Raw genomic sequence first — 21,660 nt, forward strand, 5'->3', positions numbered from 1 at the left:
TTCTCTCTCATAGGTACCACCCGAGAAACGGGTCGGGGGCCGCTTTCGGTTCACTGGGCACCGGTTCCGGTTCGGCGTGGAGGGGCGATCGGGTGAGGGAGGCGACGGCGTTCTGGGTGGAGGCGCCCCTACGCGGGTCGCTGCGCAGCACACCGCTGCCGCCTTCGGGCCCCGGCGAGGTGAGCGTGCGCACCCTGTGGACGGGCATCAGCCGCGGCACGGAGACGCTCGTGTTCAGTGGCCGCGTTCCCGAGAGCGAGTGGCAGCGGATGCGCGCGCCGTTCCAGGAGGGCGACTTCCCCGCCCCGGTGAAGTACGGCTACCTCAACGTGGGCACGGTCGAGGAAGGCGCCGACGACGTGGTGGGCTCCACGGTGTTCACGCTCTACCCGCACCAGTCGGCGTTCGTCGTGCCCGCCGAGGCGGTGGCGGTGGTGCCCGGCGACGTGCCTCCGCGGCGCGCGGTGCTGGCGGGGGCGGTCGAGACGGCGGTGAACGTGCTGTGGGATGCCGCACCCCTCGTCGGCGACCGGATCACCGTCGTCGGGGCGGGCATGATCGGCTGCGCGGTGGCCCGGCTGGCCCGCGGCATCCCGGGCGCCGATGTCGTGGTCGTCGACGTCGATCCCGGCAAGGCCGCGGTGTGCGAACGGCTCGGGGTCGCGTTCGCCGCGCCTGAGGAGGCGCCGGTCGATCGCGACCTGGTCATCGACACGAGCGCGTCCGCCGAGGGCCTGCAGCTCGCCGTGGACACCGCCGCGGTCGAGGGCGAGATCGTCGAGGCCAGCTGGTTCGGCGACCGGCCGGTTCCGCTCCTGCTCGGCGGGGCGTTCCACTCGCGCCGCCTCACCATCCGCTCGAGCCAGGTCGGCGTCGTCGCGCCGCGCCGTCGAGCGTCCCGCACCACGCGGGACCGCCTCGCGCTCGCGCTGGGACTGCTGCGCGACGACGCGTTCGACGCGCTGCTGACGGGGGAGTCGTCGTGGCGCGACCTGCCCGCCACGATGGCGGCCGTCGCGACGGGCGAACTCCCCGGACTCTGTCACACCATCGACTGGAGGGACCACGGATGACGTACTCGCTGACCGTCCGCGACCACATGATGACCGCCCACAGCCTCCGCGGCGAGGCGTTTGGTCCCGCCCAGCGCCTCCACGGCGCGACCTACGTGGTCGACGCGACATTCCGTGCGGGCGCGCTGAGCCACGACGGTGTCGTGGTCGACATCGGACGGGCGGCCCACGCGCTGCGCAGCATCCTTTCGTCGCTGTCGTACCGCAATCTCGACGACGAGCCGGCGTTCGCGGGCGTCAACACCACCACCGAACGGCTGTGCGGCTGGGTCGCGGAGCGCCTCGCCGACACGGTGCGCAGCGGAGGGCTCGGCGCAGCCGACCTGTCGGCGATCGAGGTCACCCTGCACGAATCGCACGTGGCGTGGGCGTCGTACGAGGTCGAGCTGTGAGTCGCGGCCCGCTCTGGCTCGTGGTGCCGGAGGGCATCGACGATCCGGCGCGGGTCAGCGGCGGCAACGTCTACGACCGCCGTGTGCGCGACGGGCTGGCGGCGCGGGGCTGGGACGTGAGAACGCTGGCGGTGGCTCCGGATGCCGAAGCCGACGCGCTCGCGCACGTTCCGGACGGCGGGCTCGTGCTGCTCGACGGACTGCTCGCGATCGCCTCGCCGACGGCGGCCGTGGCGGAGGCCGGGCGGCTGCGCATCGTGGGACTGGCGCACATGTCGGTGGGCGCCTTCCCGCGCGCGTCGGAGGTCGAGATCGACGCCGAGTCGTACGCGCTGCGGGCCTTCGAGCGGGTCATCGTGCCGAGCGGGTGGCTGCGCGACGACCTGGTGCAGCGGGGCGTGACCCGGGCCGAGCGGGTGGTCGTCGCCGAACCCGGAGCGGACGAGGCATCCGTCGCCCGCGGATCCGGAACAGGCGGCGCCTTCCTGTGCGTCGGAGCAGTCTCGGAGCACAAGGGGCACGACACGCTGGTCGAGGCGCTCGCCGGGCTGGCCGCGGATCCGGGCTGGTCGTGCACGTTCGCGGGCTCGGCCGAGACCGAGCCGGTGTTCGTGGCCAGGATCGCGAGCCGGGCGCAGGAGTCCGGGGTGGGCGACCGGATCGCGTGGACCGGGGTGCTCGACCCGGCGGCGCTCGCCGCCGTGTACGACCGCACCGACCTCGTCATCGCGCCGTCCCGCACCGAGAGCTACGGCATCGCGGTGGGCGACGCGCTGCGCCGCGGCATCCCGGTCCTCGCGTCACGTGTGGGCGGGCTCACCGAGGCGGTGCGCCCCGCCGAGGCGGGGATCCTCGTGCCGGCGGGTGATCCGGCCGCGCTGGAGGAAGCGCTGCGGGAATGGCTCACCGACGGCGGCCTGCGCGAGGCGATGACCCGTGCCGCCCGTGAGGCGGCTCCCTCGCGACCACGCTGGAGCGACACGGCGGAGACGATCGACCGAGCCCTGCGGGAGCTGCCGTGAGCGCCGTCATCCCCGTGTCGGCCGATTGGCTCACGCTGCGCGAGCCCGCCGACGCCGCGGCGCGCTCCCGGGCGCTCGCCGATCGTGCGGCGGGTCTCATCGGTTCGCCGGTGACGGTGCACGACCTCGGCAGCGGCACGGGGTCGATGATGCGCTGGCTCGCCCCCCTCCTGCCGACGCCCCAGACCTGGGTGCTGCACGACTGGAACGCCGCGCTCCTCGAGCGCGCCGCACGCACGGCGCCGCCCGGAGCGACGGTGTCGTCCCGGGTGGGCGCCCTCGGCGATCTCGGTGTGGACGACCTCGCACCAGGTGCGCTGGTGGTCACCTCGGCGCTGCTCGACGTGCTCACGGCGGCCGAGGTCGAGGCGATCGTAAGGGCCTGCGTCACCGCGCGCACGCCCGCGCTGCTCGCGCTCTCGGTGGACGGACGCGTCGGCTTCGATCCCGTGGACGAGGATGATCGCGTGTTCGAGCGGGCGTTCAACGATCATCAGCGCCGCGAGGTCGACGGCCGCCGGCTGCTGGGCCCCGACGCGCTCCCGCTCGCGGTCGCGATGTTCCGCGAGGCGGGCTGGTCGGTGGCCGAAGACGAGTCGCCCTGGCGGCTCGGGTCCGCCGACGGTGCGCTCGTCGTCGAGTGGATGGACGGATGGCTCGGCGCAGCCGTCGAGGAGACACCGGCGCTGCGGGCCCGGGCCGAACAGTTCTCGCGCCGGCGCGCGGCGCAGCTCGCCCGCGGCGTCCTTCGCGTCGAGGTCGGTCACCGCGACATCCTGGCGTGGCCGACATGACGGCGGCCGACCTGACCGCCCCTGGGGCCGAGCGCGCCGGGTCCCCGGGGGCGCCTGCCGCTGTCCGCCGCCAACGGCTCGGCCCGCGGGCGGTCCGGTGGATCCGGTTCGCGGCCGGCGGGGCCGTTCTCGCGGGAGTGATCGCGGTCGCCGGCGCCGAGCCGTTCCTCCGCGGTCTGCGCTCGATCTCGCCCGAGGCGATCCTCGCTGCCGCGGCGCTCACCGCGCTCGCCACCGTCGCCGCCTCCTGGCGATGGCGCGTGATCGCGCGGCGACTCGGTCTGCGGCTCGGGTGGGGCGAGGCGGTGGCCGCCTACTATCGCTCGCAGTTCCTCAACACGGTGCTGCCCGGGGGAGTGGTCGGCGACGTGCACCGCGCGGTCGCCCACGGCCGGTCGGTGGAGCAGCTGGCGCAGGCGGGCCGCGCGGTCGCGGGGGAGCGCGCGGCCGGACAGGTGGTGCAGCTCACGGTGACACTGGGGGTGCTGGTGGCGCTCGGAGCTTCGGCCTACGCTCCCGCTATGGGCATCGTGCTCGTCGCGATGGCCGGCGCCACCGCGGTGGCGGCGATAGCGACGGTGAGCAGACGGGCTCGCGCCACGATCGCGCGCGAACTGCGTCTCGTCCGCGATGCCCTCGGCACGCCCGGCGCGGTGGTCCCCGTGGTGGCGGCGTCGGTGCTCGTGATGGGCGCGCACGTCACGACATTCGTGGTCGCCTGCCTGGCGGTCGGTGTGACCGCGCCGTTCGAGACGGTCGCCTTCGCCGCGCTGGTGGCGATGCTCGCCTCGTCGATCCCGCTGAGCGCGGCGGGGTGGGGGCCGCGCGAGGGAGCCGCCGCCTGGGCGTTCGGTGTCGTGGGCCTGGGCGCCGCCGCGGGGATCGCCGCCGCGACCGCCTACGGCATCCTGTCGATGATCGCACTCCTTCCCGGCGCCGTCGTCGTCGCTGCGTCCGCCCGGCGCCGCCCTTCCCCGACCGCCGCTGAACCCGGGAGGGTGTCGTGACCCGACCGTATGTGACCCTCAGCTGCGCCATGTCGCTCGACGGCTACCTCGACACCGAGGCTCCGCAGCGGCTGGCCCTGTCGAACGCCGAGGACTTCGACCGGGTGGATCGCCTGCGCGCGCAGTGCGACGCGATCATGGTCGGTGCCTCGACGGTGCGCCGCGACGATCCGCGGCTGCTGGTCCGGAGCGAAGATCGACGGATGCTCCGCCTCGGCGCCGGACGGCAGGCATCGCCGCTGAAGGTCACGGTGACCGCGAGCGGGAAGCTGTCGCCGGAGTCGTCGTTCTTCCGCGCCGGCGACGTCGACAAGATCGTCTACTGTCCCGGGCCGGAGGCGGACCGCATTGCGAGCGACCTCGGCGCTGTCGCGACCGTGGTCGGCCTCGGCGACGAGGTCACCATGCGCGCGCTCGTCGACGACCTCGGCGCGCGCGGTGTGCGGCGACTCGTCGTGGAGGGCGGCGGGCGCATCCACACCCAGTTCCTCGTGGAGGGTGTCGCCGACGAGCTGCAGCTCGTGGTCGCCCCGTTCTTCGTGGGCGAGCCGCGGGCGCCGAGATTCGTCGCCCCCGGATCGTTCCCGTGGACGGCCGAGCGGCGCGCGCGGCTGGCCGAGACCCGTCAGATCGGCGACGTGGTCCTGCTGCGATACGCGCTGTCGGACCGGTTCGAGGCGGAGGGGATGCTCGACGCGCGCGAGGTCGAGCCGCCGATCCCCGCCCTGGCCCGCCACCATGGCCACGAGAGCTGATCGAGCCGCACCGCGCGGAGGTCCTGCGGCAGCGACCGCGCTCGCGGTGGCCGCCGTCGCGCTGGCCCCGCTCGTGCCCTCTGCACTGGCCGCGCACACCGCGGCGGGTCTCATCGGCCTCGCGGCGGAGTCCCTCGTCATCGTGCTCGTGCTGCTGGTCGTCGAGCAGCGCTGGCTGCGGGGCATTGCCGCCGCGGTCTTCGGCGGCCTGGTGGTCGCTGCGATCGTCCTCGCGGCGCTCGACGTCGCCTTCCTGGCGACGGTGGACCGCGCCTTCAACCCCGCGGAAGACGTGGGCGCCATCGCGGACGGGCTGGGGGTGGTCGCCGACGCCGTAGGCGGCCCCGCCGCCGCGATGGTCGCCGCGCTCGCCGTCGCGGTGTGCGGAGCCGGGGCGTACGGGCTGGCCCGGGCGGCGCTCCGTGTCGGGCGGGCGACGCGAGCGCAGGGCGCCCGGGGCCGCGCGCTGGTCTCGGCGCTCACCGCGGTGTGGATCGTCGCCGCAGCCGCGCACGCGGAGGTCGAACCGGGAGCGCCGGTCGCGGCATCCGGAACCGGCGCTGTGCTCGTCGCCGCGTCGGAGCGCGCGATCTCCAGTGCGCACGAGCTCGAGGCGTTCGAGTCGGCGCTGACCCACGACCCCCTCGCGGACGTTGACCGCGCGGGCCTGCTCGCTGCGCTGCAAGGGAAGGACGTCGTCATCGCGTTCGTCGAGAGCTACGGTCGCGTGGCGGTCGAACCCGCCGGCGTCGCCGACCCGATCACGAAGACCCTCGACGACGGGGCGGCCTCGCTCGAACGCGCGGGCTACTCGGCGCGCAGCGCCTTCTTGTCCTCGCCGACGTTCGGGGGTGTCAGCTGGCTCGCGCACTCGACGCTGCAGACCGGGGTGTGGGTCGACTCGCCCCGCAAGTACGGGCGGCTGCTGGCCGGCGAACGCGCAAGCCTCAGCTCGCTGTTCGGCGCGGCCGGCTGGCGCACGGCCGCCGTCGTGCCGTCGAACACGCGCGACTGGGACGAGGGGACGGCCTTCTACGGGTTCGACACCGTGCTCGACTCCCGCAGCATGGGGTATCGCGGACCCTCGTTCGGGTACGCCGCGATGCCCGACCAGTTCACCTGGCGGGTGGTGCACGATCGCCTGCTCGACGACTCGGCCGCGCCGGAGCCGGAGCCGGGTCCGGTGATGGTCGAGGTCGACCTCGTGTCGTCGCACACACCCTGGACGCCGTCGCCGCGGATGGTGCCGTGGTCGCAGCTCGGCGACGGGGCGGTGTTCGCCTCCCAGCCCGCCGAGAGCGATCCCGCCGGCGAGGTCTGGGCCGATGCCGACCGCGTGCGAGGGGCCTACGCCCGGTCGATCGCGTACTCGCTCGAGGCGACGTTCTCGTACCTCGAGACCCTCGGCGGCCCCGACCTCGTGCTCGTGCTCGTCGGCGACCACCAGCCGTCTCGGATCGTCAGCGGTCCCGACGCCGGCCCCGAGGTGCCGATCACGATCATCGCGCGCGACCGGGCGGTGCTCGACCGCATCGACGCGTGGGGGTGGAATGCCGGGGTCCGGCCGTCACCGTCCGCTCCGGTCTGGCGGATGGACGCGTTCCGCGACCGTTTCGTCGCCGCCTTCAGCGACTGAGGCGAGGAAGCACCGTCAGAAGACGATCGTGTGGTTGCCGTGACGGATGACGCGGTCCTGGGCGTGCCACAGCACCGCCCGCGACAGCACCTGGCGTTCGACATCCGCCCCCCGCCGCACCAGCTCGTCGACGCTGTCGCCATGGGTGACCCGCACCGTGTCCTGCTCGATGATCGGGCCCTCGTCGAGGTCGTCGGTCACGTAGTGGCTGGTCGCGCCGATGAGCTTCACCCCGCGCTCCTTCGCCTTCTTGTACGGCTCGGCGCCGATGAACGCCGGAAGGAACGAGTGGTGGATGTTGATGACGGGCACGGCCAGCTTCTCGAGGAAGTCGGCCGAGAGGATCTGCATGTAGCGCGCCAGCACCACGAAGTCGACGTTGCCGGTGAGGAGCTTCAGGATCTCGGCCTCGGACGCCGACTTGTCGGGCCCCGCCACCGACGGCACATGGAAGAACGGCACCCCGAACGAGCGGACGTCCTCGGCTGCCGTGGTGTGGTTCGAGATCACCATCGGGATCGTGACGGGAAGGTCGCCCCGGCGGTGGCGCCACAGCAGGTCGAGCAGGCAGTGGTCCTGCTTCGAGGCGAGGATCGCCATGCGCTTGGGCACGGACTGGTCGGTGATCGACCACTGCAGGTCGAAACCCTCGCCGAGCGTGCGGGCCAGGTCGTCCTCGATGGCCGGGAGTGCGGCCGCCAGATCAGGGCGGTGGAACACGACGCGCTGGAAGTACGCCCCGCCCGTCGGGTCGTCGGAGTACTGGTCGAAGGCCACGATGTTGCCGTTGTTGCGCGTGATGAGCGCCGACACCGCCGCGACGATCCCCGGCCGGTCGCTGCCGTGCACGATGAGACAGGCGTGATCGGGGCGGATGTGCGGGGAAGCGGCCATGTGTCGATTCTGCCCTGTCGCTGCGGTGCGCACGGGTCAGCGCCCCGCACGAAGATCGTGCGGGGCGCTGGTCACGTCTCACCGGCCGGTGGTCGGGTTCCCGTCGCCCTCGAGGGCGATCTCCTCGCGAATCCGGCGGCGGTGCTGAGGGCGACGGCGGGCCCGCCGTGTTCGAATCCTCTCGTTCGTCCTCTCGCTGGCCTGACCCCCGCCCGGCGGTCCGGACGCTGGCGCACGTCGGCACGTCGCCGCGGGGGCCGCGGGATACCGCACGCCGTTCTATGCGGGGCTCTGCCCCGCACCCCGCGGGGGCGTGCGGTCGTTACCGCACGCCCCCCATCAACCCCAGCACAGGCCTCGTCGCGAACAGGAGCCCGGCGCCCACGAGGATGGCCAGGCCGCCCAGGACCGCGAAGTACGGCACCTCGTTGTCGGGGTTGTAGAGGCCGGCCACGATGCCCGACACCGACGTGCCCAGCGCGACCGAGAGGAAGAACAGCGCCACCATCTGCGTGTGGAACCGCTCCGGCGCGAGCTTCGTGGTCACCGACAGCCCGATCGGCGACACCAGGAGCTCGGCGACCGTGAACACCAGGAGGATGCCCACCATCGCCAGCAGCGGCGTCGAGTTCGGTCCACCGCCCGCGAAGGGCAGGAACAGGAGGAACGCGCACCCCATCAGGATCGTGCCGACACCGAACTTCACCGGAGTCGACGGCTGACGGTCGCCGAGCTTCGTCCAGATCGCGGCGAACACCCCCGACAGCACGATGATGAACACGGGGTTGATCGACTGCACCCACTCGGGCGGCATCGTCCAGCCGAAGATCGTGCGGTCGAGCTTGCTCTCGGAGTAGACCGGCACCACCGTGAACTGCTGCTGGTACAGCGACCAGAAGGCGGTGGAGGTGATGAACAGCGGGATGAAGCCGAAGACCCGTGACCGTTCGTCTCCCGTGATGAGCCGGCTCGTGAGGATCACCGCGAAGTAGGCGATCGCCGCGGCGACCGTCACCAGCGCCACCGTGACCGAGAGGTTGTCGGCCGTGATCACCCCGGTCACCACCAGCACGGCGACGACGGCCAGAGCGGCGATCGCGAGACCGATGATCAGCGGGAACCGCTGCCTTGGGAGCGGGTTGGGCACCACGCGGGACTGCGGCGGCAGCGACTTCCGGCCGAACGAGTACTGCAGCAGGCCGAGTCCCATGCCGATCGCGGCGACGAGGAACGCCCAATGGAAGCCGGCGACGTCGCGCACGGCTCCCGTGATGATCGGCCCGAAGAAGGCGCCCAGGTTGATGCCGAGGTAGAAGAGCGAGAAACCGGCGTCCCGGCGCGGATCCTTCGCCGAGTACAGGGTGCCGACGACCGACGTCGCGTTCGCCTTGAGGCCGCCCGACCCCAGCGCGACGAGGATCAGCCCCACGCCGACGCCGCCGAAACCCGGGATCACCGCGAGCGCGACGTGCCCGGCCATGATCACGATCGCCGAGAAGAACAGCACGCGCTCCGAGCCGAGCAGGCGGTCCGCCAGCCACGCGCCGAGGATCGTGCACAGGTAGACCGTGCCGCCGTACGCCCCGATGATGCCGAGGGCCGTCGACTGCGGCAGCCCCAGTCCGCCCTCGCTGACCGAGAAGTACAGGTAGTAGGTCATGACGACCTGCATGCCGTAGAAGCTGAACCGCTCCCACATCTCCACCCCGAAGATGTGCGCGAGAGCCCACGGCTGTCCGAAGAAGCGGGTGTCGTGGTCGCTCTCGTCGGCGGCGGTGGCCGCGGCATCCGTCCCGCTCGCCTTGGCGGCCGCGGCGCGGCGCCGACCGCGCGCATCACCCGCGGCGGTGGTGCCGTCCGGCGGTCCGACCGGAACCTGCTCGGGCTCTCGCTCGTCGCGGTGGTCCATCGTCGCTCCCGTCGCCGGTCCCCTGGGTTGACGTCAGGCTAGCGCCGGGGCGCACCGCCACGACAGGGGCACGGTCCGGGGAGACGGATGCCTCGGCCCGGCCGTCGCCGAACGCAGGTCACTCGGGGAGGGACGGATGCCTCTCCTTCGCCGCGTGCCGACGCGGGATGAACAGGGCGACCACGAGCGCCACGACCGCGGCCGCGCCGCCGAGCACGAACGACAGCTGGAACGCGGTCGGCGAGGGCACCGCCGCGTCGCCCGCGCCCACGGTGAAGGTGGCGAGCACGGCACCCACCACCGCCGCCGCGGTGCTCGTGCCCAGAGATCGGAAGAGGGCGTTGAGGCCGTTCGACGCGCCGGTCTCGGACTGGGGGACCGACCGCATGATGAGCATGGGCATCGCCGCGTAGCCGAACCCGATGCCTGCGCCGATCAGGAAGTTCGCCACGACGAGGTGCCACACCTCCGACGAGAACAGCAGCGTGAACCCGTACGCCACGATGAGCGAGATCGCCCCGAGCACCAGCAGCAGCTTCGGCCCGACCGTTCGCGCCATGCGGCCCGAGAACGGCGAGAGCACCATCATCACGACGCCCGCCGGCATCACCACGAGGCTGGCGGCCAGCAGCGACAGGCCGAAACCGCCCGTCGCCACCGGCAGCTCGAGCATCTGCGGATAGACGACGTTCGACGCGAACAGCGAGAACCCCATCGCGACCGAGGCGATGTTGGTCAGCAGGACGGGGCGGCGGGCGGCGACCCGCAGGTCGAGCAGCGGCTCGGCGATGCGCAGCTCGTACCACCCCCACGCGACGAGCACGGCCAGTCCGCCGATGCCCAGGCCCAGCACCGCCGGCGACGTCCACCCCCACTCGTTGCCGCGCGACACGGCGAGGAGGATGCCGAGCAGACCGGCGCTGAGGCCCGCCGCGCCCACGAAGTCGAAGCGACCGGCGGTGCGCAGCACGCTCACCGGCACGATCCACACCACGAGCCCGAAGACGACGACCCCGAGGCCGGCGGCGACCCAGAACAGCAGGTGCCAGTCGGCGCGCTCGGTGATGAGGGCGCTGATCGGCAGGCCCAGGGCGCCGCCCACGCCGAGGGTCGCGCTGATGAGGGCGATGGCGGTGTCGACACGGTTCTCGTGCAGCACGTCGCGGAGGATCGAGATGCCCAGCGGCACGACGCCCACGACCGCGCCCTGGAGGGTACGGCCGACGATGATGCCGATGATGCCCGGCGACAGCGCCGCGATCACCGATCCGACGACGAGCAGCGCGAGCAGCACCAGCACGATGCGCCGCTTGCCGTACATGTCGCCGAGGCGCCCCGAGATGGGCGTGACGATCGCCGCGGCGAGAAGCGTCGACGTGACGACCCACGCCGTGTCCTCCCGGCTTGCGTCGAGCAGCTCGGGCAGCTTCGACTGGATCGGCACCACGAGCGTGAACATGAACGACGACGCCAGGCCGGCGATCGCCAGGACCGCGACGATCGCGCCCTGGCGGGGCATCCGGGTGAGTCGTCTTCTCGCGTCCTCATCCGAGCCCATCGTTCCAGGCTATCCGCGGTTCGCCCGGGGTCGGCCCGCGCCCCCACCTCGGGATGAACCACCGCCCGCGCGGTGCCACACTGGGGGCATGGCCGACAGTCCGACACCGCCGGGGATCGACATCCGCCCGCTCGACACCGTCGACGAGGTGCACACGGCGTCGCAAGTGCTCGCCGACGTGTGGGGCGGCGACCGCGGGGGGATGCCGCCGAACCTGCTGCGCGCGCTCGCGCACAGCGGCAACTACGCGGTCGGCCTGTACGACGGCGACCGCATGGTCGGGGCATCCGTGGCCTTCTTCGCCGCGCCCGCGGCGCGCTCGATGCACAGCCACATCACCGGCGTGCTGCCCGGCTTGCAGAGCAAGGGTCTCGGCCGGCTGCTCAAGCAGCACCAGCGCGAGTGGGCGCTCGCCCGCGATGTCGGCCACATCACGTGGACGTTCGACCCGCTCGTGGCGCGCAACGCCCACTTCAATCTGCGCGTGCTGGGGACCCGGGTCACCGAATACCTCGTCAACCACTACGGGCCGATGGACGACGGCGTGAACCGCGGCGACGAGACCGACCGCGTCATGGTGTCGTGGGCGCTCGCCGCTCCGCCCGTGCCGACGCCCCCCGACGAGCGCGTGGTCGCGTCGGTCGCAGTGCCGCACGACATCGAGACGATGCGTCGCGAAGCGCCGGCGGATGCCGCGGCCTGGCGCGTCCGCGTGCGGGAGCAGGTGCTCGCCCTGCTCGCCGACGGCCTGGTCATCGGCGGGTTCGACGACGACCGCGGCTACTTGTTCGTCGCGCGGTCCTGACCCAGGGCGCACCTCGCGGCTGGCCGGAATCCGACGGACCGCGGCAGTCGGCCGCGATCGGCCGGCTCTAGGCTCGGCGCATGCCCGACTTCCGCGCCCACTTCGACTTCGACATCCGCTTCGCCAACGGCGGGGGCCTCTCGGGGACCGGGTTCCGCCTCGACCTGCCTTCGGCCGACGTCTCGGAGGACGAGGTCGGTCGCCTGCTCGTGCAGCACCTCGGCCTCGCGCTGGTGGACGAGGTCGAGCTCCGCGGCCTGCGCATCGTCGAGGAGCCGCACCGCGGCAGCCGCGGCATCGAGACGGCCGCCCCTCCCGTGGGGTCGCGCGTGGTCGACCTCAGCCACCCGATCCGCGCCGGGCTGGTGACCTACCCGGGGCTGCCCGCGCCGACCATCACGCCGCACCTGACGCGCGAGGACTCCCGGTCGAGGTACGCGCCCGGCACCGAGTTCGCCATGGACGTCGTCACGATGATCGGCAACACCGGCACGTACCTCGACAGCCCGTTCCACCGTTACGCCGACGGACCCGACCTCGCCGGGCTCGACCTCGCCACGCTGGTCGGGCTGCGGGCCGAGGTGTTCCACCTCGAAGACGCCTGGACGCCCGAGCGCCGCGGCATCCGCCCCGAGACGCTCGCCGACCGCGACGTGCGCGGCGCCGCCGTGCTGCTGCACACCGGATGGGATCGCTTGTTCGGCCGCCCCGCGTACGGCGCCGGAGCGCCGTTCCTCACCGGCGAAGGCGCGCAGTGGCTGATCGACGCCGGCGCGGTGCTCGTCGGCATCGACTCGGTCAACATCGACGACACCGAATCCGGCGGCGAGCGGCCCGCGCACTCGCTGCTCCTCGGCGCCGGCGTCCACGTCGTCGAGCACCTGACGAACCTGGGCGAGCTGCCGCCGCGCGGCGCCCGGTTCACCGCGGCCCCGCCCGCCTTCGAGGGCTTCGGCACGTTCCCGGTGCGCGCGTTCGCCGAGATCCCCGCCTGACCCCGCGCGTCGAGGTTCCGCGCGACGGCGCACGCGCCTGACCGCTTCCCGCAGTCAGGCCCGGGCCCGAGCGCGCCACTTTCCTGCGAGCGCGCCGTCGCGCAACGCAGCGGTCGCAGTGAACTGCAGCGCTCGCGGTCCGACCGTTCCCAGGAGCTCGTGCCGCGCGGACGTATCTGACGCCCGGGAGTCGGCTCCTTCCCTGCAGACACGCAGCCGAGGAGACCCGACCATGCACGAGCACATCGAAGCCCTGATGACCGCACTGGCGCGCGCGATGGACCGCGGCGACCGCCCCGCCAAGCGCCGCTCCCGCCGGGGCGGACCGCGGCGGGCACGGGGCACGTTCGTCCCCGCCGCGCGCCACCTCGCTGCGAGCCGCGAGGCCCACGGCGTGGCCGTCGCCCACTGACCCGCGCGGACGAGAGCGGATGCCGCCACCCGGCCACGACGGCGGGCGTAGCCTGAGCGCATGCCCATCGCCTCTCCCGCGGCATCCGTCGCCCTCGAGGGATTCGAGCTGCGCGTGCTGCACGTGCCGCTCGTCTCCCCGTTCACCACGTCGTTCGGCACCGAGACGGTGCGCGAGGTGATCGTCGTCCGCGCACGGACGTCGGACGGCGACGGCTGGGGCGAGGTGGTGACCGGAGCCGCCCCGCTGTACTCGAGCGAGTACACGCAGAGCGCGTGGGACGTGGCCCTGCGGTGGCTCGCCCCCGCGCTCCTCGACAGGGGACGCGTCGCCCCCGAGGAGGTCGCCGGCGCGCTGCGGCCTTTCGTCGGTCACCGGATGGTGAAGGCCGGCCTCGAGCTGGCGGTGCTCGACGCGGCACTGCGCGCCGAGGGGCGGGCGCTGGGGGAGTACCTCGGGGCCGTCCGCGACCGGGTGCCCAGCGGCGTCTCGGTCGGCATCCAGCGCGACCCTGAGACCCTGGTCGAGGTCGTCCGCGGCTATCTCGACGAGGGGTACGCCCGGATCAAGATCAAGATCAAGCCCGGTCGCGACGTCGACGACACCGCTGCGGTCCGCGACGCGTTCGGCGGGATCCCGCTGCAGGTCGACGCGAACTCGGCCTACACGCTCGCCGACGCCGACACGCTCGCCGAGCTCGACCGCTTCGATCTCCTCCTCATCGAGCAGCCCCTGCAGGAGGACGACCTCGTCGACCACGCGACCCTCTCGAGGCGCCTCCGCACGCCGGTGTGCCTGGACGAGTCGATCGTCTCGGCGAAGGCCGCCGCCGACGCGCTCGCGCTGGGCGCAGCATCCGTCGTCAACATCAAGGCGGGGCGGGTGGGCGGCTACCTCGAGGCGGTCGCGATCCACGATCTGTGCCGGGATGCCTCGATCCCGGTGTGGTGCGGCGGCATGCTCGAGACCGGCATCGGCCGTGCGGCGAACGCGGCGCTGGCCGCGCTCCCCGGGTTCACGCTGCCCGGTGACGTGTCGGCCGCGAGCCGCTTCTACGCGCGCGACATCGTCACCGAGCCCGCGGTGCTCGAGGACGGCCACGTGCGGGTGCCCACCGGTCACGGCCTCGGCGTCGAGATCGACCCGGTCGCCCTCGACGACTTCACGATCGAGCGCGAGACGATCACGCGGTGACCACGGTGGCGACGGGGTGGAGGCGGCGCGGCGCGGCGGTGACGGCCGCGGCCGCGCTGCTGGTCGGCATCACGGCCGGTGCGCTGACGGCGTGCGCGCCGCAGGGCCCCGGGTCTGCGCAGCCGTCCCCCTCGGCGACGGACCTTCCCGAGGGGGTGTCGGCCGAGCTGCAGCAGGGGCGGTCCGACGTGGCGGCGCGCCAGGCGCAGGTCGTGATCGCGAACGCCACCGACGAGACGCTGGTCGTGGGCGACCTCGAGGTCGCCGACCCGCGCTTCGACGGCGCGATCGTGCGCGTCAACGACCGCGACAGTCGCATCGGCCCGGGGCGATCGGTCGGGGTGCGCGTCCAGCTGCCGGCGGTCGCGTGCGGCGACGACGTCCCGTCGGACGACGCGGCCGAGTCGGTGCTGACCCTCGCCTACGTCCTGGGCGAGGTCTCCGGCGTGGCGACGGCGACGGTCGACGACCCGCTCGACTTCGTCGGCCCTCTTCACGAGCGCGACTGCCGGGCGGCAGCGGTGGCGGATGCCGCGAACGTCACCCTCAGCGACTTCGACCCTTCCCCGCCCGGCGAGCCCGCCACCCTGACCATGAGCGTCGCGCCGACGGGGCGCGGGGCCGTGACCATCACCGGGATCCAGACGACGAACCTCCTCACGTTCGGGACGGTGTCGCAGACGACGGTGGAGACGTGGCCACTCGACGAGGCGGTTCGTCCGGGCGACACCGGCCGGGTGGACATCGCCCTCCCGCTCCTGCCGCTGCGCTGCGACCCGCACGCCGTGCAGGAGGACAAGCGCGGCACGATCTTCGACGTCGAGGTGGAGCTCGACGGCGAGCCGGGCGAGTTCGAGCTCGCGGCATCCGAGGACCTCCGCGGGCAGATCCTCACGTGGGTCGCCGACTGGTGCGGCTTCGGCGGCTGAGGACCATCCCCCGTCGCGGCCGTTTGTCAACCCTCCGCCGCGCGCGGCCAGACGGGTCCAGGGTGGAGGCATGACCGGACTCGCAGTCATCCTCCTGATCGTCGGCATCGTGCTGCTCCTCCTCGGCGTGTTCATCGAGGCGGCCAAGTTCCTGCTGTGGATCGGGCTCGTCATCGTCATCATCGCGGTGATCGCCTGGCTCATGCGCTTCATCCGCCGCCAGACGTGACCCCCTAGAGTGGCGGGATGACCTCCCCCTCCCCGCACCCCTACGCCTCCGCGCCCGCGCCGCAGCCGATGAGCCCGGCCGACGAGAAGACGTGGGCGACCGTCGTCCACATCGGCGCGCTGTTCTTCAGCTTCCTCGTGCCGCTCATCGCCTTCCTGGTCCTGAAGGACCGGGGACCCTTCGTGCGCGCGCACACCGCGACGGCCCTCAACTTCCAGCTCAGCCTGATCATCTACGCGTTCGTCGGCGTGATCCTCAGCTTCGTGCTCGTCGGGGTCGTCGTGCTGCTCGCCATCGCAGTGGTAGACGTCGTGTTCTCGGTGATCGCCGCCGTCAAGGCCAGCCGAGGCGAGTGGTACCGCTACCCCCTCTCGATCCGCTTCGTCTCCTGACTGGACCGACGGGTCCGGGGTCGTAGGCTGGCCCCATGCCAGGCCGACCGCGGCAGGTCCTCGCCGCACCCTCGTCACCGTCGTTGGAGCGCACTCCGAAAGCCGTGCGCCGAAAGCTCGGCGTGGCGGCGCTCGCCGCGGCGAGCATCGTCCTGTCGGCCTGCACCGCGAGCGGCGACCAGGGCGGCCTTGGCGACGGAGGCGACTGGGTCGACGACGGCTGCACGAGCGTCGTCGTCGCGACGTCGTCCGAGAAGGTCAACATGCTCGACGCGCTCGCCGTGGCCTTCAAGGAGTCGCCCGAGCACGAGGCACTCGACGAGTGCGCGACGGTGCGGCCCATCAACGTCTCGTCGGGCGACGCCACCCGGTTCCTCACGTCCGGACAGGACTGGCCCGACGACGACCAGCGCCGGTGGCCGACCATGTGGTCGCCCGCGTCGACGGTGTGGACCGAGCGGGTCGCGGCCGCGGCATCCGCCTCCCTCGTCGGAGAGCCCGAGTCGTTCACCCGCACGCCCGTCGTGTTCGGAGTGCCCGAGACGATGGCCGAGGCGCTCGGCTACCCCGAGACGCCGATCGGGATCAGCGACTTCGAGGCGCTGTGCGAAGACCCCGAGGGGTGGGCGAGCGTCGGCAAGCCGCTGTGGGGTTCGTTCAAGATCTCCAAGACCAACCCGAACACGTCGACGACCGGGCTGTCGGCGATCCTCATGCAGTCCTACGAGGCCGCCGGCAAGACGGAGGGACTCACCGCCGACGATGTCGCTACGGCGGCGGACTTCTCGCGCGTCTTCGAGGAGTGCGTGATCCACTACGGCGACACGACCGGCAAGGTGCTCACGACCCTCTACGACGAGACGCAGAACGGCGCCGGCGGCTCGGGGTACGTCTCGGCGGTCGCCCTCGAAGAGACGTCTCTGCTCAACTACAACCAGGGCAACCCCGACTCGCACACCGTTCAGCCCGGCGAGGAGCTCGAGCCGCCGAAGGAGAAGCTCGTCGCGGTCTACCCCTCGGGCGGGTCCATGTGGTCCGACAACCCGATCACGGTGCTCGGTGCCGACTGGGTCGGCGACGCTCAGGCCGAGGCCGGCGCCGCGTTCGCCGCGTTCCTGCAGACCGAGCCGGCGCAGCGGATCCTGCCTGAGTTCGGCTTCCGCCCGCTCGACGAGTCGGTGCCCCTCGGCGATCTCTTCACCGCCGAGTACGGCGTCGACCCCGCGGGCCCCGCGATCACCCTCCCCCGGCCCGAGGTCGAGGTGGTGTCGGCCGCGATCGACCAGTGGACGCAGATCCGCAAGCCGTCATCAGTGCTCGAGGTCATCGACATCTCGGGGTCGATGGACGAGCCCATCGGCGACGGACGGTCGAAGCTCGACGGCGCCATCGAGGGCGCCCAGGCGACGCTCGGCCACTTCCGGTCGACCGACGAGGTCGGCGTGTGGGCGTTCACCACGGGCGTCGAGTCCGAGGCGGGGCAGAACATCGTCGTGCTGCGCGACGTGGTGCCGCTCGCGTCCGAGCGCGAGTCGGTCGAGACGTCGCTCGACGACCTGCGATTCGCGACCCGCGAGGGCACGCCGCTGTACGACGCGATCGCCGCCGCGTACGACGAGATGTCGGCGCGCGCCGAACCGGGGCGCATCAACGCCATCGTCCTCCTGTCGGACGGTCAGGACACCGATTCGTCGATCTCGCTGGACTCGCTGATCGCGAAGATCGGCGCCGACTCCGACGAGGGCGGCGCGGAGGCGCCGGTGCGGATCTTCCCCATCGCGTACGGCGAAGGAGCCGACACCGGGGCGCTGCAGCGCATCGCGGAGGCGACGGGCGGGCAGTGGTTCGACGCGTCCGACGCCGCGAAGATCGACCTCGTGTTCGCCTCGGTGATCAACAACTTCTGAGTGGCGGCCGCAATGCAGCATGCGACGGATGCCGGTGGCTACATCGACGAGGCGGAGGCCGCTCTCGCCCAGGCGAACGTCTTCGTCTCGTCCGAGGTGGCCGACGCGGACGCGCTGCGCGACCAGCTGTCGCAGCAGGTGGGGGACGCGTCGGTCGCGGTCGCGGTGTTCTCGGACAACGCCGCGTTCGAGGCATCCGGTCCTGAGATCGTCACCGAGCTCGCCACCGCGGATCTCGGATACGACACCATCATCGTCGCGGTCGGCGACGACCTGTCGGCCGGATCGGGCGTGCTCGACTCCGGGCAGGCGATGCGGATCGCCAACGAGGCCGAGTCGTCCGCGGGCGATGTCGAGGGCGCGCTGACGCAGACCGTCCAGGAGGTGCTCGCGGCGACGCCCGTCGAGGCGTCCGGCGGCATCGACGCCGGGCCGTTCGTGGGGATCGCGATCGCGGTGGCCGCCCTCGCCGCCGCGGGCGGGACTCTGTTCGCCGTGGTCCGGTCGCGACGCCGGCGCGGCGCGGGGCACCGCCCCATGCCGGACCGCGTCCGCCCTCTCGTCTCGCGGCTGCGGGGCCTGAGCGCCGAGTACGCGGCGGCCGGGGCATCCGGCGATGCCGTCGCGACCGCGGTGGCGCAGGACATCGTGACCATCGCGAACAACACCGCCGAGCTGTTCGAGCGCCTCGACCGCAAGGGCGACGAGAGCCAGCGCGACACCGCCGCGATCGAGTACGGCGAGACGCTGCGCAAGCTCACCGCGGCCCTCGACCGCGACTACCTGCTCGACATCCTGCGGCACCCCGACCTGTGGGACGACCCCGCCGACCGGGTGCAGGAGGTGCGGGCGGCGGTCTCGGCCTTCTCCGTCGAGCTCATCGAGAACATCAAGCAGGTCAATGCTCGACGCGGCCTGCACTTCCAGGTCTCGCTCGACGGACTCATCGGCCGGCGCAAAGAGCTGCAGGAGTGGGATCGGGCCTTCGATCAGGCCGCGGCCCCGGACTCCGACCCGCGTCCCTGACCCGGCTGCTGCGCGGAAAGTGATGCGGGTCGCCGGATAGAATCGACGGATGCCGCGATCCGCGGCGATCTGCCGGATCGCGAATCCGCACCCCCTCTCCCGACCATTGGAGCCACCGTGGCCGAGCAGTCCCGCCTCGACAAAGTCATCGCCCTCGCCCGTCACCGCGGGTTCGTGTTCCAGGCGGGCGAGATCTACGGCGGATCCCGGTCGGCGTGGGACTACGGTCCGCTCGGCACCGAGCTCAAGGAGAACATCCGCCGCCAGTGGTGGCAGACCTTCGTGCGCGGCCGCGGCGACATGGTCGGTCTCGACTCGTCGATCATCCTGCCCAAGCGCGTGTGGGAGGCATCCGGTCACGTCGCGACGTTCACCGACCCGCTCGTGGAGTGCCTGCAGTGCCACAAGCGGTTCCGAGCCGACAACCTGCTCGAGGACTTCGAGGCGCGCAAGGGTCGCCCGGCCGAGAACGGCCTGGCCGACGTGCCGTGCCCGAACTGCGGCACGAAGGGCCGCTACACCGAGCCGAAGGCGTTCTCGGGTCTGGTGAAGACCTACCTCGGCGTCGTCGACGACGAGGCCGGCCTGCACTACCTGCGCCCCGAGACGGCGCAGGGCATCTTCGTGAACTTCTCGAACGTGCTCACCGCGAGCCGCAAAAAGCCGCCGTTCGGCATCGGCCAGGTCGGCAAGGCGTTCCGCAACGAGATCACGCCCGGCAACTTCATCTTCCGCACGCGCGAGTTCGAGCAGATGGAGATCGAGTACTTCACGCCGCCCGCCGAGGCCGACACCTGGTTCAAGGCCTGGGTCGAGGACTGCTTGAACTGGTTCATCGAGCTCGGCATCGACCCCGGCAACATGCGCCGCTACGACGTTCCCGAAGAGGACCGCGCCCACTACTCCGCCGGCACGATCGACGTCGAGTACCGCTTCGGCTTCCCGGGCAAGGAGTGGGGCGAGCTCATGGGCATCGCCAACCGCACCGACTACGACCTGCGCAGCCACACCGAGGCCTCCGGTCAGAGCCTCACGTATTTCGATCAGGCGTCGGGCGAGAAGTACATCCCCTACGTCATCGAGCCGTCGTTCGGTCTGACCCGCGCGATGATGGCGTTCCTCGTCGATGCGTACCACGAGGAGGAGGCGCCGAACGCGAAGGGCGGCACCGACACCCGCACGGTGCTCAAGCTCGACCCGCGTCTGGCGCCGGTGAAGGCGGCGGTCCTGCCGCTGTCGCGCAACGAGCAGCTGTCGCCGATCGCGCGCGAGGTGGCCGAAGACCTGCGCGGCGAGTGGAACATCGACTTCGACGACGCGGGCGCGATCGGCCGCCGCTACCGCCGCCAGGACGAGATCGGAACCCCGTTCTGCGTGACGGTCGACTTCGACTCCCTCGACGACCGGGCCGTGACCGTCCGCGATCGCGACACCATGGGCCAGGAGCGCGTGCCGCTCGAGGGCCTGCACGCCTACCTCGCCGAGCGCCTGCGCGGCGCCTGACCTTCCGGTCGCCGGACCGGGTCGGTCGTCGAGAACAGGAGATCGGCCCGACGCAGGACAGTGCGGGGCGGATAGTCCTGTTTCCGGCGAATGCCCTGTGCTCAGTTCGCGTCGCGGCTCAGCCCGCGTGGCGCGGTGCGTGGCCCTGGTGGACGACGATGCCACCGGATGCATCGGCCGCGGCATCCAGGATCGCGACGCCCACCGCACCCTCCGCGTGCCACGGCATGTAGGCATCCGTCCACCACCGGGCGCCCTCCGGCGCCTCGGTGCCCGGGAGGAGTCGGCCGACCTCGCCGAGGCTGGGGAGGAGCCGCGGCCGCAGGACCGACAGGACGACGGCGTCGCCGGCGACGAGCTGCAGCACGGCTCCGTCGTCGAGCACTCGGGCTTCGAGCGGTCGTTGCTCGCCGCCCAGCTGCTCGGTCCAGACGCGGCCGGCTGCCGCGACGACGGCGTCCCCGCTCAGTGGCTCGGCGGTCAGTGCGACGCTGCTGCGAGGCATCCGTTCTCCCTGCTGTCGGTGTGGCGCGAAGTGAGTCTACGAAGTCTCCGTCGGCTTCTCGTCGCCTTCGCGCTTCATGGACAAGATGGCCGCGCGGTCAGCGCGCGGAGAAAGGGCGGTACCTGCGCTCCGCGACCATCTTTTCGAACTCTTGCGCCTGTGCGGCGCTGATGGGCTCGACGTCGGACTCGAGCGGATTCGCGAACGAGGACCATACGACCCGGTTGCGATCCTCCCGCCAGGTCCCGACATCTTCGAGCACCGAGTCGACGATCGACGTCCCGTCGTCTTCGCGGCGGTATAGGGCCGAGGGCACCTGCCGGCCGTTCTCGTTCGCGAATCGCGCGAAGTATCGGACCCGCGGATGCTTCGCCTCGGCGGGGAGCCCGAGCCACAGTCGACGGTAGAACCATCGGTTCGCCAGCGCGGCGATCGCATCCCCCGTGAGGTCGGGGCGGAGAGAGTGGAGGCGCGAACGGTACGCGTCGCCCGCCGTGTCGCTGGGGATGGGGATGTCGCTCATGTCGAGAGCTTCCGCGTCCTGCAACGCAGCCTCAACCGCGGGAAACACTTCGACGCCCCGCTCCACCGAGAGCCGGTCGACGGCCTCGCGGTCGTCGACCGGCCGCTTGCTCGTACCGTGACCCGTGTACGCCACGATCGCCTCGGCGAGCAACTGCGGGTCGATGCCAGCGGACATAGGAACTGAGGACCTCCTCGGTC

Annotated in this window: 22 protein-coding genes; 17 read left to right on the top strand and 5 right to left on the bottom strand. The window is 72.2% G+C overall.

Annotation, left to right across the window (positions count from 1 at the left end; all coding sequences use genetic code 11):
• The first annotated feature begins 92 nt into the window (after nt 1-92).
• Genes ACFUTX_RS11125 through ACFUTX_RS11155 form a run of 7 tightly spaced genes read left to right on the top strand, consistent with a single transcriptional unit; the run spans nt 93 to nt 6,679 of the window.
• A complete protein-coding gene (locus ACFUTX_RS11125; RefSeq protein ID WP_378864171.1) occupies nt 93-1,073 on the top strand; it encodes a zinc-binding alcohol dehydrogenase in 981 nt (326 codons plus the stop codon).
• Nucleotides 1,070-1,465: a 6-pyruvoyl tetrahydropterin synthase family protein gene (locus ACFUTX_RS11130; protein WP_378864174.1), complete on the top strand. Its 396-nt coding sequence runs from the start codon at nt 1,070-1,072 to the stop codon at nt 1,463-1,465. Before ACFUTX_RS11125 ends, ACFUTX_RS11130 begins: the two co-directional genes overlap by 4 nt.
• On the top strand, nt 1,462-2,487 hold the full coding sequence (locus tag ACFUTX_RS11135; RefSeq protein ID WP_378864176.1) for a glycosyltransferase family 4 protein: 1,026 nt from the start codon (nt 1,462-1,464) through the stop codon (nt 2,485-2,487). The genes ACFUTX_RS11130 and ACFUTX_RS11135 overlap by 4 nt, the downstream gene beginning before the upstream one ends.
• Nucleotides 2,484-3,281, top strand: a complete 798-nt coding sequence (locus tag ACFUTX_RS11140; protein ID WP_378864179.1) for an SAM-dependent methyltransferase — start codon at nt 2,484-2,486, stop codon at nt 3,279-3,281. Before ACFUTX_RS11135 ends, ACFUTX_RS11140 begins: the two co-directional genes overlap by 4 nt.
• Entirely contained in the window at nt 3,278-4,288 is a 1,011-nt protein-coding gene (locus tag ACFUTX_RS11145; RefSeq protein ID WP_378864660.1) for a YbhN family protein, read from the top strand. Before ACFUTX_RS11140 ends, ACFUTX_RS11145 begins: the two co-directional genes overlap by 4 nt.
• A complete protein-coding gene (locus ACFUTX_RS11150) occupies nt 4,285-5,043 on the top strand; it encodes a RibD family protein (protein WP_378864182.1) in 759 nt (252 codons plus the stop codon). Before ACFUTX_RS11145 ends, ACFUTX_RS11150 begins: the two co-directional genes overlap by 4 nt.
• Nucleotides 5,027-6,679 carry a CDP-alcohol phosphatidyltransferase gene (locus tag ACFUTX_RS11155; protein ID WP_378864185.1) on the top strand — a complete coding sequence of 551 codons (1,653 nt, stop codon included), beginning with the start codon at nt 5,027-5,029 and terminating at the stop codon, nt 6,677-6,679. The genes ACFUTX_RS11150 and ACFUTX_RS11155 overlap by 17 nt, the downstream gene beginning before the upstream one ends.
• Nucleotides 6,680-6,694: 15 nt before the next feature.
• Here ACFUTX_RS11155 and purU read toward each other — a convergent pair whose 3' ends face one another.
• From purU to ACFUTX_RS11170, 3 genes are all read right to left on the bottom strand, one after another.
• Nucleotides 6,695-7,573: a formyltetrahydrofolate deformylase gene (gene purU / locus ACFUTX_RS11160; RefSeq protein WP_378864188.1), complete on the bottom strand. Its 879-nt coding sequence runs from the start codon at nt 7,571-7,573 to the stop codon at nt 6,695-6,697.
• A 322-nt stretch (nt 7,574-7,895) separates the two neighbouring features.
• A complete protein-coding gene (locus tag ACFUTX_RS11165; protein WP_378864191.1) occupies nt 7,896-9,482 on the bottom strand; it encodes a peptide MFS transporter in 1,587 nt (528 codons plus the stop codon).
• Between the two features lie 118 nt (nt 9,483-9,600).
• On the bottom strand, nt 9,601-11,001 hold the full coding sequence (locus ACFUTX_RS11170) for an MFS transporter (RefSeq protein WP_378864663.1): 1,401 nt from the start codon (nt 10,999-11,001) through the stop codon (nt 9,601-9,603).
• 127 nt (nt 11,002-11,128) lie between these two features.
• On the opposite strand from ACFUTX_RS11170, the gene ACFUTX_RS11175 reads away from it, so the two are divergent.
• From ACFUTX_RS11175 to ACFUTX_RS11220, 10 genes are all read left to right on the top strand, one after another.
• Nucleotides 11,129-11,845 carry a GNAT family N-acetyltransferase gene (locus ACFUTX_RS11175; RefSeq protein WP_378864194.1) on the top strand — a complete coding sequence of 239 codons (717 nt, stop codon included), beginning with the start codon at nt 11,129-11,131 and terminating at the stop codon, nt 11,843-11,845.
• An 80-nt stretch (nt 11,846-11,925) separates the two neighbouring features.
• A complete protein-coding gene (locus ACFUTX_RS11180) occupies nt 11,926-12,840 on the top strand; it encodes a cyclase family protein (protein WP_378864197.1) in 915 nt (304 codons plus the stop codon).
• Nucleotides 12,841-13,072: 232 nt separating this feature from the next.
• Nucleotides 13,073-13,252, top strand: a complete 180-nt coding sequence (locus tag ACFUTX_RS11185) for a hypothetical protein (protein ID WP_378864200.1) — start codon at nt 13,073-13,075, stop codon at nt 13,250-13,252.
• Between the two features lie 60 nt (nt 13,253-13,312).
• A complete protein-coding gene (menC, locus tag ACFUTX_RS11190; RefSeq protein ID WP_378864203.1) occupies nt 13,313-14,446 on the top strand; it encodes an o-succinylbenzoate synthase in 1,134 nt (377 codons plus the stop codon).
• The gene (locus ACFUTX_RS11195; protein ID WP_378864206.1) at nt 14,443-15,375 is read left to right on the top strand and encodes a hypothetical protein; all 933 of its coding nucleotides are present in this window, start codon (nt 14,443-14,445) and stop codon (nt 15,373-15,375) included. Before menC ends, ACFUTX_RS11195 begins: the two co-directional genes overlap by 4 nt.
• Before the next feature lie 70 nt (nt 15,376-15,445).
• Nucleotides 15,446-15,604 (top strand): hypothetical protein, encoded by a 159-nt coding sequence (locus ACFUTX_RS11200; RefSeq protein WP_164743453.1) that lies wholly within the window; start codon nt 15,446-15,448, stop codon nt 15,602-15,604.
• 17 nt (nt 15,605-15,621) lie between these two features.
• Nucleotides 15,622-15,996: a DUF4870 domain-containing protein gene (locus ACFUTX_RS11205; RefSeq protein ID WP_378864210.1), complete on the top strand. Its 375-nt coding sequence runs from the start codon at nt 15,622-15,624 to the stop codon at nt 15,994-15,996.
• Nucleotides 15,997-16,031: 35 nt separating this feature from the next.
• Nucleotides 16,032-17,903: a substrate-binding domain-containing protein gene (locus ACFUTX_RS11210; protein ID WP_378864213.1), complete on the top strand. Its 1,872-nt coding sequence runs from the start codon at nt 16,032-16,034 to the stop codon at nt 17,901-17,903.
• Nucleotides 17,904-18,929 carry a hypothetical protein gene (locus ACFUTX_RS11215; protein WP_378864216.1) on the top strand — a complete coding sequence of 342 codons (1,026 nt, stop codon included), beginning with the start codon at nt 17,904-17,906 and terminating at the stop codon, nt 18,927-18,929.
• Nucleotides 18,930-19,046: 117 nt separating this feature from the next.
• The gene (locus ACFUTX_RS11220; RefSeq protein WP_378864219.1) at nt 19,047-20,432 is read left to right on the top strand and encodes a glycine--tRNA ligase; all 1,386 of its coding nucleotides are present in this window, start codon (nt 19,047-19,049) and stop codon (nt 20,430-20,432) included.
• 118 nt (nt 20,433-20,550) lie between these two features.
• Here ACFUTX_RS11220 and ACFUTX_RS11225 read toward each other — a convergent pair whose 3' ends face one another.
• Together ACFUTX_RS11225 and ACFUTX_RS11230 are read right to left on the bottom strand one after the other, a co-directional pair.
• The gene (locus ACFUTX_RS11225; protein WP_378864221.1) at nt 20,551-20,937 is read right to left on the bottom strand and encodes a hypothetical protein; all 387 of its coding nucleotides are present in this window, start codon (nt 20,935-20,937) and stop codon (nt 20,551-20,553) included.
• A 97-nt stretch (nt 20,938-21,034) separates the two neighbouring features.
• Nucleotides 21,035-21,637 carry a hypothetical protein gene (locus ACFUTX_RS11230; RefSeq protein ID WP_378864224.1) on the bottom strand — a complete coding sequence of 201 codons (603 nt, stop codon included), beginning with the start codon at nt 21,635-21,637 and terminating at the stop codon, nt 21,035-21,037.
• Nucleotides 21,638-21,660 lie beyond the last annotated feature (23 nt).

The sequence above is a fragment of the Microbacterium sp. NPDC057407 genome (assembly GCF_042803895.1).
Taxonomy (GTDB): domain Bacteria; phylum Actinomycetota; class Actinomycetes; order Actinomycetales; family Microbacteriaceae; genus Microbacterium.

Excerpts from the sequence above, each read along its gene's own strand:
- ACFUTX_RS11130 (WP_378864174.1), top strand. The coding sequence starts at position 1,070 with ATGACGTACTCGCTGACCGTCCGCGACCACATGATGACCGCCCACAGC.
- ACFUTX_RS11145 (WP_378864660.1), top strand. The coding sequence starts at position 3,278 with ATGACGGCGGCCGACCTGACCGCCCCTGGGGCCGAGCGCGCCGGGTCC.
- ACFUTX_RS11155 (WP_378864185.1), top strand. The coding sequence starts at position 5,027 with ATGGCCACGAGAGCTGATCGAGCCGCACCGCGCGGAGGTCCTGCGGCA.
- purU (WP_378864188.1), bottom strand. The coding sequence starts at position 7,573 with ATGGCCGCTTCCCCGCACATCCGCCCCGATCACGCCTGTCTCATCGTG.
- ACFUTX_RS11165 (WP_378864191.1), bottom strand. The coding sequence starts at position 9,482 with ATGGACCACCGCGACGAGCGAGAGCCCGAGCAGGTTCCGGTCGGACCG.
- ACFUTX_RS11170 (WP_378864663.1), bottom strand. The coding sequence starts at position 11,001 with ATGCCCCGCCAGGGCGCGATCGTCGCGGTCCTGGCGATCGCCGGCCTG.
- ACFUTX_RS11175 (WP_378864194.1), top strand. The coding sequence starts at position 11,129 with ATGGCCGACAGTCCGACACCGCCGGGGATCGACATCCGCCCGCTCGAC.
- ACFUTX_RS11180 (WP_378864197.1), top strand. The coding sequence starts at position 11,926 with ATGCCCGACTTCCGCGCCCACTTCGACTTCGACATCCGCTTCGCCAAC.
- ACFUTX_RS11185 (WP_378864200.1), top strand. The coding sequence starts at position 13,073 with ATGCACGAGCACATCGAAGCCCTGATGACCGCACTGGCGCGCGCGATG.
- menC (WP_378864203.1), top strand. The coding sequence starts at position 13,313 with ATGCCCATCGCCTCTCCCGCGGCATCCGTCGCCCTCGAGGGATTCGAG.
- ACFUTX_RS11200 (WP_164743453.1), top strand. The coding sequence starts at position 15,446 with ATGACCGGACTCGCAGTCATCCTCCTGATCGTCGGCATCGTGCTGCTC.
- ACFUTX_RS11205 (WP_378864210.1), top strand. The coding sequence starts at position 15,622 with ATGACCTCCCCCTCCCCGCACCCCTACGCCTCCGCGCCCGCGCCGCAG.
- ACFUTX_RS11210 (WP_378864213.1), top strand. The coding sequence starts at position 16,032 with ATGCCAGGCCGACCGCGGCAGGTCCTCGCCGCACCCTCGTCACCGTCG.
- ACFUTX_RS11225 (WP_378864221.1), bottom strand. The coding sequence starts at position 20,937 with ATGCCTCGCAGCAGCGTCGCACTGACCGCCGAGCCACTGAGCGGGGAC.
- ACFUTX_RS11230 (WP_378864224.1), bottom strand. The coding sequence starts at position 21,637 with ATGTCCGCTGGCATCGACCCGCAGTTGCTCGCCGAGGCGATCGTGGCG.